Source organism: Ruegeria sp. CG4 (assembly GCF_056537185.1).
Window position 1 is genome coordinate 886,514 of record NZ_JBQFRB010000001.1, and the last position, 11,865, is coordinate 898,378.

General features: G+C 58.5%; 14 protein-coding genes. 7 read left to right on the plus strand and 7 right to left on the minus strand.

Annotated elements, in window-relative coordinates:
• Positions 1-6: 6 nt before the first annotated feature.
• From ACR0J2_RS04410 to ACR0J2_RS04420, 3 genes are all read right to left on the minus strand, one after another.
• Entirely contained in the window at positions 7-330 is a 324-nt protein-coding gene (locus ACR0J2_RS04410) for a hypothetical protein (RefSeq protein ID WP_480811764.1), read from the minus strand.
• Between the two features lie 10 nt (positions 331-340).
• A complete protein-coding gene (locus ACR0J2_RS04415) occupies positions 341-901 on the minus strand; it encodes a hypothetical protein (protein WP_480811765.1) in 561 nt (186 codons plus the stop codon).
• 144 nt (positions 902-1,045) lie between these two features.
• A complete protein-coding gene (locus ACR0J2_RS04420) occupies positions 1,046-1,378 on the minus strand; it encodes a hypothetical protein (RefSeq protein ID WP_480811766.1) in 333 nt (110 codons plus the stop codon).
• An 87-nt stretch (positions 1,379-1,465) separates the two neighbouring features.
• Here ACR0J2_RS04420 and purB point away from each other — a divergent pair, with 87 nt between their 5' ends.
• The 5 genes from purB to ACR0J2_RS04445 all read left to right on the plus strand — a co-directional run bounded on the left by purB (position 1,466) and on the right by ACR0J2_RS04445 (position 5,888).
• On the plus strand, positions 1,466-2,770 hold the full coding sequence (purB, locus tag ACR0J2_RS04425; RefSeq protein ID WP_321252292.1) for an adenylosuccinate lyase: 1,305 nt from the start codon (positions 1,466-1,468) through the stop codon (positions 2,768-2,770).
• Positions 2,771-2,887: 117 nt separating this feature from the next.
• The gene (locus ACR0J2_RS04430; protein WP_170610212.1) at positions 2,888-3,040 is read left to right on the plus strand and encodes a chitin-binding domain-containing protein; all 153 of its coding nucleotides are present in this window, start codon (positions 2,888-2,890) and stop codon (positions 3,038-3,040) included.
• Positions 3,041-3,142: 102 nt separating this feature from the next.
• Entirely contained in the window at positions 3,143-3,685 is a 543-nt protein-coding gene (locus ACR0J2_RS04435; protein ID WP_480811767.1) for a tetratricopeptide repeat protein, read from the plus strand.
• A 95-nt stretch (positions 3,686-3,780) separates the two neighbouring features.
• A complete protein-coding gene (locus tag ACR0J2_RS04440) occupies positions 3,781-4,851 on the plus strand; it encodes a flagellar motor switch protein FliG (protein WP_480812031.1) in 1,071 nt (356 codons plus the stop codon).
• Positions 4,852-4,964: 113 nt separating this feature from the next.
• Positions 4,965-5,888: a lysophospholipid acyltransferase family protein gene (locus ACR0J2_RS04445; protein WP_480811768.1), complete on the plus strand. Its 924-nt coding sequence runs from the start codon at positions 4,965-4,967 to the stop codon at positions 5,886-5,888.
• A 1-nt stretch (position 5,889) separates the two neighbouring features.
• On the opposite strand, the gene ACR0J2_RS04450 is transcribed toward ACR0J2_RS04445, so the two are convergent.
• Positions 5,890-6,582: a DUF1223 domain-containing protein gene (locus ACR0J2_RS04450; RefSeq protein ID WP_480811769.1), complete on the minus strand. Its 693-nt coding sequence runs from the start codon at positions 6,580-6,582 to the stop codon at positions 5,890-5,892.
• Positions 6,583-6,817: 235 nt separating this feature from the next.
• Between ACR0J2_RS04450 and acnA the strand changes: the two genes are divergently transcribed.
• Complete coding sequence (gene acnA / locus ACR0J2_RS04455) at positions 6,818-9,508, plus strand: aconitate hydratase AcnA (RefSeq protein ID WP_480811770.1); 2,691 nt, start codon at positions 6,818-6,820, stop codon at positions 9,506-9,508.
• Positions 9,509-9,652: 144 nt separating this feature from the next.
• On the plus strand, positions 9,653-10,354 hold the full coding sequence (locus ACR0J2_RS04460) for an SDR family NAD(P)-dependent oxidoreductase (protein ID WP_480811771.1): 702 nt from the start codon (positions 9,653-9,655) through the stop codon (positions 10,352-10,354).
• A 25-nt stretch (positions 10,355-10,379) separates the two neighbouring features.
• Here ACR0J2_RS04460 and ACR0J2_RS04465 read toward each other — a convergent pair whose 3' ends face one another.
• The 3 genes from ACR0J2_RS04465 to ACR0J2_RS04475 are packed head-to-tail and all read right to left on the minus strand — an operon-like array spanning position 10,380 to position 11,840.
• Positions 10,380-10,919 carry a DsbE family thiol:disulfide interchange protein gene (locus ACR0J2_RS04465; RefSeq protein ID WP_170610201.1) on the minus strand — a complete coding sequence of 180 codons (540 nt, stop codon included), beginning with the start codon at positions 10,917-10,919 and terminating at the stop codon, positions 10,380-10,382.
• Positions 10,912-11,070 (minus strand): heme exporter protein CcmD, encoded by a 159-nt coding sequence (ccmD, locus tag ACR0J2_RS04470; RefSeq protein ID WP_170610199.1) that lies wholly within the window; start codon positions 11,068-11,070, stop codon positions 10,912-10,914. The genes ACR0J2_RS04465 and ccmD overlap by 8 nt, the downstream gene beginning before the upstream one ends.
• Positions 11,067-11,840, minus strand: coding sequence for a heme ABC transporter permease (locus ACR0J2_RS04475; protein WP_480713610.1), 774 nt, complete (start codon positions 11,838-11,840; stop codon positions 11,067-11,069). Before ACR0J2_RS04475 ends, ccmD begins: the two co-directional genes overlap by 4 nt.
• Positions 11,841-11,865 lie beyond the last annotated feature (25 nt).

The following is an 11,865-nucleotide window of genomic DNA, read 5'->3' on the forward strand; positions in this document are numbered from 1 at the left end:
CGTTGATTAGCGTCGGCGGGGAGCCGGCCGGTGAATCGGCGGCCGGGCGGCCGGAGGCCGGGTCACCGGCGGCTTCGCCACGGGTGGCCTTGGACGTGTCGGTGGTTGCCCGCCGGGTCGGTTCGGTCGGTCAGGTCTGACTGGCCTGTTCACGTCAATATCGACATCCACGTCGTGGTAGTAGTCGTTCCACAGCATCGAGTCGTAAAACGGGTCATATCCATATCCGACCCCGACACCAACCGAGACACCGTCGCATGCCGTCAGCAGAAGGCTGGATGCCCCAAGCCCCAGCGCCAGAACCGAGGGTTTGATAAATCTTCTTATCATCTGAACCTCCTTACCGCGCAGGCTGGAATGACGCGAAAACGGCATTCAGTGTATCGGCATAGGCCGGATCCGCTCCGTTGCGCAGGATTGCGACGACGATCGCAACCCGGTCACGCGGCAGATCGATCACAGTGGCGGTAAAGTTCACCCCCCTGCCATCCCTGTTGCCTGTCCCGCGGATCACACGTGCGGGCAAACCGCCGATGCGCCTGTCACTGGTACTTGTGACCGTCGGCTCCTTGACCAGAAACTTGTCGATATCTTCCAGATAACGCAGCCCGTCAGCGATGCTTTTGACACCGTTCGGCGACACAAAACCCATCCAGACATTATCGTCAGTGACTGGACGCATCCCCATGACCCGGGCCACAGCACGCGGATCGCCAAGTTGCGTATCTTCGATTTCCCGAATTCCGCCTGTGCGCAATGTCCAGAAATCGGGCACGTTAAACCGGAACAGCGCGCGCCCGTCGTCGGTATAGGTGACCGGTGTGTCCGCCGATGCGGGTGGGATGCATGCCAACCACATCCCCGCACAGGCAGCCAGTGCGGAATTCAAAATAATACGCATATCTCAATAACCTGTTGGTTTCACTTCACGCAGCTTGGCCCACCAAAACGGCACTTGTCCAGCATCAGGGCGCGCATGGTTCGGGAAACCGGGCGGCAACGGTCTTCAATATGCAGCGCTCAGCTACTTGACCAACCCATATCTTCAGTCAACGTAGGTCCCTTCCGTCACGCCGCCATTGTCATCGACAAAACGCACCCTTTGCCCGCTTACCTGAACGTCGTAACACGCCCACAAATCCGAAGGCGGCCAAAGCGAACAGTACCTGTCGTCACGCACATTCCAGCGGCCCGAACTGGGCCTGCCCGAAAAATACTGGGTCAGCATACTGGCGTCGAAGGTCTGCCAGGCTCCTTCTCCGTAGTCGAGTTTCTTACCGGTCAAGGCGAAAAGTATCTCGTTGCCCGACAACTGGCGGAACTCCTCTGCGGCCAGAAATCCGGGCCACAGCATCAAAATCAGGGCAAACCGTCTCATCTCGGCACTCGCACCTTGTTCCCTTTTGCATGCACGGCTAAACCCCGCGCAACGCCTCATCCCAAACACAAAAAGGTGCAGCCGCCAATGATACCCCGTTATTCCCGCCCTGACATGGTTGCCATCTGGTCGCCCGAGACCAAGTTCCGCATCTGGTACGAGATCGAGGCGCATGCCTGTGACGCCATGGCCGATCTGGGGGTGATCCCGCGCGAAAACGCCGAAGCCGTCTGGAAAGCCAAGGACGTGGAATTCGACGTGGCCCGCATCGACGAGATCGAAGCCGTCACAAAACACGACGTCATCGCCTTTCTGACCCATCTGGCAGAACATGTCGGCAGCGATGAGGCCCGCTTTGTCCATCAGGGCATGACCAGCTCGGACGTGCTGGACACATGTTTCAACGTGCAGCTGACCCGCGCCGCAGATATTCTGGTCGCCGACCTCGAAGGTCTGCTGGCCGCCCTAAAACGTCGCGCAATCGAACACAAGGACACTGTCCGCATCGGTCGCAGCCACGGCATCCACGCCGAGCCGACAACGATGGGCCTGACATTCGCGCGTTTCTACGCCGAGATGGACCGCAACCTGTCCCGGATGCGCGATGCGCGCGCCGAGATTGCCACGGGCGCGATCAGCGGCGCAGTCGGCACCTTCGCCAATATCGACCCGCGCGTCGAGGAGCATGTCTGCGATCAACTGGGTCTGGTCCCCGAGCCAATCAGTACGCAGGTCATTCCCCGCGACCGTCACGCGGCGTTCTTTGCCACCCTGGGCGTCATCGCCAGCAGCATCGAAAACATCGCAATCGAAATCCGCCACATGCAGCGGACCGAGGTGTTGGAGGGGGCTGAGTTCTTCTCGATGGGTCAAAAAGGTTCCTCGGCCATGCCGCACAAGAAGAACCCGGTCCTGACCGAGAACCTGACCGGTCTGGCGCGCATGGTGCGCGCGGCCGTGATCCCGGCGATGGAAAACGTGGCGCTCTGGCACGAGCGAGATATCTCGCATTCTTCGGTCGAACGCATGATCGGACCGGATGCGACAATCACGCTGGACTTTGCGCTGGCACGACTGACAGGCGTGATCGACAAGATGCTGATCTTCCCCGAGAACATGATCGAAAACATGAACAGGTTCCCCGGCCTTGTGATGAGCCAGCGGGTGCTGCTGGCGCTGACCCAAGCTGGCGTCAGCCGCGAGGACGCCTATGCCATGGTTCAGCGCAACGCACTGAAAGTCTGGGAACACCGCACCGATTTCAAAGAAGAGCTGCTGGCAGACCCCGACGTCACCGCCGCATTGAGCGTCGAGGAAATCGAAGAGAAATTCGACCTTGGCTATCACACCAAACACGTGGACACGATTTTCGCCCGCGTCTTTGGTGAATAGCGCAGACGTTTGATTTCTTTCAGGACCCGGGTCGCTTCCCCGATCCGGGTCTTGTTTTTTGCCAGATTGACGGAATTGGGTTATCCTGCAGGTGCATTTTCCGGATGGGAGAGTCCAATGTTTCGAACCATTCTCTGCGCGTTGACATTTTCCTGCGTTGCATCGGTCGCACTTGCCTGCAGCAATCACACCAATCAGACCCAGTCCTGCGCACCCGGCACAATCTGGGACACCGAGACACAAAGCTGCACCAAAATCGTCAACAGCTGAAAAATCTTTCCTGCTTGTGAATAAAAGCGATCAGTCAATTGTTAGCTTTTTTGAAGATCACGCTATGCTTTTGACAAGTTCCTTTGAAAACGGAGTAGGAATATGCGCCTCGTAATAGCTTCAGCACTTGCCCTTCAGGCTTTTGTGCTCGCTCCCGCCGCGTTTGCAGCAGGTGGTGGCGACAGCAGCCCCCCAAAGCCGACAAACACGACCAAGAAATGCCTGTTCGGGCGCGTGTATGACGAGACGGCCGGTCGCTGTGTCAAACCGAACAAAACCAATTTCACCGAAGATCAGCTTTATGATGCAGTTCGGGAACTGGCCTACGATGGCCAGTATGAAAACGCCCAGGCGATATTGCGCGTGATGGATCAGAATGACGACCGCGTCATGACCTATTGGGGCTTTACCTACCGCAAGATGGGCGAACTGGAACTGGCCAACGTGTTTTATCAATACGCTATCTCCGCCAACCCGGACAACATCCTTGCCCGTAGCTATATGGCGCAGGGTTTTGTTGCAGAAGGGAAAACCGATCTTGCCATAGCACAGTGGCGCGAAATCAAGGCACGGGGCGGCGAAGGCACATGGGCCGAGACCTCTCTGCGCGATGCAATCCGCACCGGGCTGACCTACAGCTACTGAGGTTCAGGGTAAATTTACCTGTTGCTTCGTAATCTGCTCGTGGAATCGCAATTTGGGACCGCGGGCAGATGCAAGACGCCAAAGCTCTGGTACATATGTCTCCGGCTGCTTCGACGCCGGTGATCGAAGGGGAAGAAGAAGACGCAGCGCGTCTTGTGCCCCGACAGCTCAGCAACCGGCAAAAAGCCGCTGTTATCGTTCGGCTTCTTCTGAACGAAGGCGCCGACATTGCATTGGAAGAACTCCCGGACGCCTTGCAGGAGAAACTGACCCATCAGCTGGGACAGATGGGTCTGGTGGACCGCGTCACACTTGATGCGGTCGCTCGGGAATTCACGCGCGCGCTTGAAGGCGTCGGCTTGGCCTTCCCGCACGGGCTGGCAGGCGCTCTGGATGCCGTCAACGGCAAAATTACACCGGCAACGGCAGCGCGATTGCGAAAGGTTGCCGGCGTGCGTCAGATCGGCGACCCGTGGCTGCGCCTTCGTGAAATACCTGTCGAAGATCTGGCCAGTATGGCGCAAGCGGAAAGCACCGAAATTGCCGCCGTGATGTTGTCCAAGCTTGATACGCCCACGGCCGCAGAACTGCTTGGTCACCTTCCAGGCCCCGTGGCCCGCCGCATAACCTATGCCGTATCCAAAACGGCCAACATCACGCCCGAAGCGGTTGAGCGGATTGGATGGTCGCTGGCCGCCCAACTGGATCAGCGCCCTGCACCGGCCTTTGCGGACCACCCCGGCGCCCGCGTCGGTGCAATCCTGAACCAGTCAGCCGCAACAACCCGGGACGGGTTGCTGACCGCGCTGGATGAAGAGGATTCCGACTTTGCCAGTGTGGTACGCCAGTCCATCTTTACCTTTGCCCACATATCAACCCGCATCACTGCGCGGGACATCCCCGCGCTGCTTCGCGGTATCGATCAACCCGTGCTAGTGACCGCACTGGCGGGCGCAATCGCCGATGAAGACAGGGCTTCGGTCGAATTCCTGCTTTCCAACATTTCTACGCGCATGGCGGAAAATCTGCGCGAGGAAATGGGTGAACGGGGCAAGGTCAGGCAAAAGGATGCGGACGACGCGATGGCGCAGATTGTCGGTGTCATTCGCGCACTGGTGGATGAAGGAGCCATCACCTTGATCGAAGAAGAAGGCGATGAACAATAATGCCACGCACCGGAACGCAATGGTGATCCCTCTGGATTTGCTGAACGCTTGTGGTTGCGGTTTCTGACCTGTATGTCTGAGCCCGCAAATCGAATATCTGGTGAGACACCTACATGCCCGTCGAAAAGTCGGAACTGAGCCGCTTTGAGCTTGGTAAATACTATATCACCAGCCTTTTCCTCAAAGCTGTAATCGGTACGATGCGGCTATTGCCGTACGAACGGCGTATTGCGGCAATGGGTGCCATTGTGCGCGGCCTGTCGCCGATTGTTGGCTTCACGAACCGCGTGCGTCGCAACCTCAAACTGACATGCCCCGATCTGCCCGATGCCGAGGTTCGCCGCATTTGCAGCGCCGTTCCCGACAATGCGGGCCGGGCGATCATGGAGCATTTTTCGCCCGAGGCCTTTTCCGAGCGGCAGAAGGCTGCCAAAATTTCGGGTCCCGGCATCGCTGCTTTTGATGCCGCCGTGGCCGAAAGCAAACCGGTCATGATGATTACCGCGCATTTCGGACACTACCTCGCGGCCCGGATCGCGTTGCAGAACCGCAGCGGCAAACCCATCGGGTGCCTGTTTCGCCGAATGGCCAACCCGTATTTCAATGACATATACGTTGAAGCTTTTTACAAAACCGGTGAGCCGATGTTCGAACAGGGTCGTCGGGGCATGGTCGAAATGGTTCGTTCGCTCAAAAAAGGCGGGATCATCGCCATCGTGTCCGACCTGCACGCCCATGGCGGAGAAGAACTGACTTTTTTCGGCAAACCGGCCGTCACCTCGGTTTTGAATGCGGAACTGGCGATCAAATATGGTGCCGTGCTGATCCCATGCTATGCAGTGCGCCAGCCGAACGGGATCGATTTCGAGATCATTCTGCATGATCCTGTTCCGCATACTGACGCCAAAACCATGACCCAGTTCACCAACGATGATCTTGAAGCCGTGGTTCGCAAACACATGGGTCAGTGGTTTTGGATTCACCGACGCTGGAAAACATGGAACGGGCTGGGGGTTCAGCCGGAAGATATGCCCTAATTCATTCTGCCTTGGTCGCTGCAATGATGGGGCCGTGCCCCGCTCTCTGCACCAGCACAACCGCAGGAAGGTCCGAGGTCAACACCGTCGAAAACCGCTGTGGCGCGACCCCGTCCCACTGCCCGGCGCTCTGCCAGGATTCGACAACATTGGCATAGTCCAGTTCGTGTCCCGCCAACTCGCCCCTGCGGATCGAGGCGTGTCGCATCGGAGAATACTGAACGACACGCACGTCATACGTCTCTGCAACCGGTAGATTGACGGGCGTCACATCCACAACAACGTCGTTCCCAGTCCGGCTGGCATTGACCGAAGCCTTAGGGGCGGCTTTGAGATGCGCGTCAATCAGTCGGTTCAGTTCCCGCAATTGCGCGCCAACGATGTCCTGTTGGCCGTTTATCACCATCTGCGGTGTGTAAATCATCGACCGCCCGCCCTGACGGGCGTAGGCGCGTTGACGCGTCGTATGATCGGGATCGGCGAATTCGTCTTTCCAGCCGATGTAGTCCCAGTAGTCGACGTGTAACGCCAGCCCGATGACGTCGTCGCGCTTGACCAGATCATGCAGGATTCGATCCGCAGGCGGGCAGGATGAACAGCCTTGAGAGGTGAAAAGTTCTACAACGACGGGATCGTTTTCAGCCAGAACCGGTGCCGCCAGTAGCAATGACGTAAGCGTTGAAAAGATAGTCATTCTGAACATGGCGGCCTCGGTTTGGTCGGTTGCCAGACAGGTTTAGACCGTTCAAAGATCAACCGCCAATCAAGGTTTCTTGAGACCTGTGACACCCAAATTGTAAAAAATGTGTGCAATGGTATACAAAAATTGCCGCACTTGTCGTGTTGGACCTTGAACCAAGGCTAAACGTGATGCAGATACCCCTCAGCGAATCCCACAATCCACGTCATTTTGAGAGGGAGGCCATTAGATGCCCATCAAAGTCGGACAGGATACCGCCAAAACACGCCGCAGCCTGAGCGTGAATGGCAAGTCCATTTCCTATTACTCGATCCCCGCCGCGCAAGAGGCCGGTCTGGGCGATTTTTCCAAGCTTCCCGCCGCGCTGAAAGTTGTGCTGGAAAACATGTTGCGGTTCGAAGATGACGGCTTTTCGGTCTCGGTCGACGACATCAAGGCTTTTGCGGAATGGGGCGCCAAGGGCGGCAAGAACCCGCGCGAGATCGCCTATCGTCCGGCCCGCGTTTTGATGCAGGACTTCACCGGCGTTCCTGCCGTGGTCGACCTTGCCGCGATGCGCGACGGCATCAAGGGTCTGGGCGGCGATGCTCAGAAGATCAATCCGCTGAACCCGGTTGATCTGGTCATCGACCACTCGGTGATGATTGACGAATTCGGCAACCCGCGCGCGTTCCAGATGAATGTGGACCGCGAATATGAGCGGAACATGGAGCGTTACCAGTTCCTGAAATGGGGCCAGAGCGCGTTCAACAACTTCCGCGTTGTGCCCCCCGGCACAGGGATCTGCCACCAGGTGAACCTGGAATACCTGGCGCAGACCGTCTGGACTGACACTGACCAGAATGGGGATGAAGTCGCCTACCCCGACACGCTTGTCGGAACTGACAGCCACACCACAATGGTCAACGGCATGGCCGTTCTGGGTTGGGGCGTAGGCGGGATCGAGGCCGAGGCCGCAATGCTGGGTCAGCCGATCTCGATGCTGATCCCCGAAGTCATCGGCTTTGAACTGACCGGCGATCTGGTCGAAGGCACCACCGGGACCGACCTTGTTCTGAAGGTCGTGGAAATGCTGCGTGAAAAAGGCGTGGTTGGCAAATTCGTCGAGTTCTACGGCGAGGGTCTGGACCGTCTGCCGCTGGCCGACCGTGCGACCATCGCCAACATGGCGCCGGAATACGGCGCGACCTGTGGTTTCTTCCCGATCGACGGTGAAACGCTGCGCTACCTGCGCAACACCGGCCGTGACGAAGATCGCATCGCACTGGTTGAAGCCTACGCCAAAGAAAACGGTTTCTGGCGCGATGAGAACTATGCGCCGATCTACACCGACACCCTGTCGCTGGACATGGGCACCATCGTTCCCGCGATCTCGGGCCCGAAACGCCCGCAGGACTATGTCGCACTGACCAACGCCAAGGCCGCTTTCACCAAGGAAATGGCCGAGACGTTCAAGCGTCCAATGGGCAAGGAAGTCGCCGTCAAAGGCGAAGACTACACCATGGAATCGGGCAAGGTCGTAATCGCCTCGATCACCTCGTGCACCAACACCTCGAACCCATACGTGATGATTGGCGCGGGTCTGGTGGCGCGCAAGGCGGCTGCGCTGGGTCTAAACCGCAAGCCGTGGGTCAAAACCTCGCTGGCACCGGGTTCGCAGGTTGTGTCGGCCTATCTTGAAGCCGCCGGCTTGCAGGAAGATCTGGACCAGATCGGCTTCAACCTTGTCGGTTACGGCTGTACCACCTGTATCGGCAACTCGGGTCCTATACAGAAAGAGCTGTCCGATGCAATTGCCGAGGGCGATCTGGTTGCCACGTCGGTCCTGTCGGGCAACCGCAACTTCGAAGGCCGTATCTCGCCTGACGTGCGTGCCAACTATCTGGCCTCACCGCCGCTGGTTGTCGTTTACGCGCTGGCCGGCACGATGGATATCGACCTGACGTCGGAACCGATTGGTCAGGACAAGGACGGCAATGACGTCTTCATGAAAGACATCTGGCCGACCCAGCAGGAAGTTGCGGAACTGGTCGAACAGACCGTGACCCGCGAGGCGTTCCAGTCGAAATACGCCGACGTCTTCAAGGGCGACGAGAAGTGGCAGTCGGTCGAGACCACCGATGCGGAGACCTATGACTGGCCCCCGACCTCGACCTACATTCAGAACCCGCCCTACTTCCAGGGCATGGGGTCCGAGCCTGGCACGATCTCGAATATCGATGGCGCCAAGGTTCTACTGATCCTGGGTGACATGATCACCACCGACCACATCTCGCCTGCAGGTTCCTTTGCGACGACAACTCCGGCCGGCAAGTATCTTACGGACCGTCAGGTTCAGCCGCGCGAGTTCAACTCGTACGGGTCGCGCCGCGGCAACCACGAGGTCATGATGCGCGGAACTTTTGCCAACATCCGCGTCAAAAACGAGATGCTGGACGGCGTCGAAGGCGGCTATACCAAAGGCCCTGATGGCGAACAGACCTCGGTCTACGAGGCGTCGATGGCTTATCAGGAACAGGGCGTTCCGCTTGTCGTCTTTGGCGGCGAGCAGTACGGCGCGGGGTCTTCGCGTGACTGGGCGGCTAAAGGCACGGCCCTGTTGGGCGTCAAGGCCGTGATCGCTGAAAGCTTCGAGCGTATTCACCGTTCGAACCTGGTTGGCATGGGCGTTATCCCGTTCGAGTTTACCGGTGGCGATACTCGTAAATCGCTGGGTCTGAAGGGGGATGAAACGGTTTCGATCCACGGTCTGGATACCATCCAGCCGCTGCAAGAGGTTCCCTGTACCATCATCTATGGTGACGGTTCCGAGAAGACCATCACCCTCAAGTGCCGCATCGATACCGCGCCCGAGATTGAATACATCGAGAACGGCGGCGTGCTGCACTATGTGTTGCGGAACCTGGCCAAAGCAGGCTGAGCCGGGACAGATAAAGCTTTTTGAAGGGCGCCCTTTGCGGGCGCCTTTTTCTTGCGCGGCATTGCCTCGCTCTACAGGGTATTTTCAAACAGAAGAAGTTGCCTTTTGCCCCTAACCCCGTTCTGGTGTGGGCAGGAGAAGCAGATGAAAAAAGTGGCATTGGTTACGGGCGGCGCACGGGGAATTGGGCGGGCGATTGTCGAGGAACTGGAAAAAGATCACCGGGTCGCATTCACATGGCGCTCCACTGAGCCGACGCAGTTGAAAGCGAACCACAAACTGCTGTCAATACGGTCTGACCTGACGCAAAAGGAGCAGCCAGAAGCTGTCATAGCACAAGTTCTGGATCATTTTGGCCAGTTGGATGTGATCGTGAACAACGCCGGTCTGGTTGCCTCAACTCCGAAAGAGCATTTTGAAGCGGAAGACCATCGGGCGATCCTGGATCTGAACCTTCTGGTTCCGGCCGCATTGCTGGCAGCGGCCCTGCCGCACCTTCATCCGGGGGCGGCCGTCGTCAGCATATCTTCGGTCAATTCGGTACTACCACCACGTGACGCGGTCACCTATGGGGCCAGCAAAGCGGCGCTGAACCTCTGGACCCGCGCCATGGCGAAAGAGCTTGGGCCGGCCGGAGTTCGCGTCAATGCGGTCGCGCCGGGTGCGATCAACATCCCCGAGGCACCACGTCCGGATGACCTGACCGAGTTATTCGTCAAGGACACCGCGCTGGGACGCGCCGGAACCCCAAGCGATATTGCCGGGGCCGTGCGATTTCTGTGTTCCGACGCGGCATCCTTCATAACCGGAGAGGTTCTGACGGTCTCAGGCGGGTATCGCCTTTGAATGCAGTCGGCCCAAGCTTACCAGCCTATTGCACTGCCGCCTTCTCCAGTGCAGGGCGGATCGTGCTTGCGATGACACGCTGGGTGATTGGCCCGGCATGGCGCAGAATGATGGTGCCCTCGCCGTCAATCACATAGGTCTCAGGTACGCCGTAGACGCCCCAGTCCAACCCCATACGCCCCTGCTCATCCCGTCCGATCCCGGCGTAGGGATCGCCCAGTTCGGTCAGAAAAGCTTCGGCATTACCCAACGGGTCTTTGTAATTGATGCCGTAGATCGGAATGCCTTCCTGCGCCAGAGCCTCCAGATTCGGGTGTTCGGCCCGGCACGGGGCGCACCAGCTGGCCCAGTAGTTGACCAGCTTGACCTCTCCGTCGCGCAGGGTGGCATCGTCGAAGCCGGATTTGCCGGGGAACTCAGTCATGACGACGGGCGGCGCGGTCTGGCCTTCCCGGGCCGAGGGCAATGCATTGGGGTCGTCGCGGAACATCCCGATTCCCGCCAAAACGGCAAACGCGCCAAAGATCAGCGGCGGCGCGATCATAAGTGGCGAGATCTTAGCCATTGCGCGTCATCCTCTGTTCGATTTTTTCCATTTCGGCGCGCACCTTGCGTCCGCGCAGCACGCTGAACACGACCAGGGCAACCAAAAGGACAATCGAGGCCGCATAGGCCGACAAAACCGTATCCGCATATTTACCAAGATCGGGGATCATCCGCCCACCCTTTCCCGTGCCAGCAGCGCCTTGATCCGGCGCGCCCGGATTTCCGTGCCGGCGCGATACAGCACCAGCGCGATGAACAGAAGGACAAAGCCAACGATGCACAAAAGCAGCGGGTAGAAATAGATGTTGCTGACCTTCTCTTCGGTATCCGCCCCGGTCACAGCTGCAGCGCGCATCACGGATGCACCCTGATGCAGACCCTGATTCCAGAAATTCACCGCATAGCGGCTGAGGATCGCAAAGACCGACCCCACCAGACACAACACCGATGTCAGGTCGGCCGCTGTATCAGGGTCCTCAATCGCCTCCCACAGGGCCACATAGCCCAGATAGAACAGGAACAGGATCAGGAACGAGGTCAGGCGCGGATCCCAGGCCCACCATGTTCCCCACATCGGCTGCCCCCAGATCGCGCCGGTTGCCAGTGCGATCAGTGTCATGACTATTCCGACCGGTGCCGCAGCCCGTGCAGCCAGCGCGCTGACATGATGGCGCCGCACCAGCCAGACCAGCGATGTCGCCAGCATCATCAGCCAGCAATTGATCGCCATCAAAGCGGCGGGCACATGCAGATAGATGATCTTGACGGTCGAGCCCTGTTTGTAGTCGTCAGGGGTAAAGAAAAACCCCCAGATCAGGCCGACGACAATGCAAACCGTCGAGGTGACCCAGAAGAACGGCAGCACACGTTCACTGGTGGCAAGAAACTTGCGCGGGTTGGCATATTCCCAGAGGGCGTTGGCTTTGGCTGCAATCGACATGGGCTCTATCTAGTCCGACTCGGGT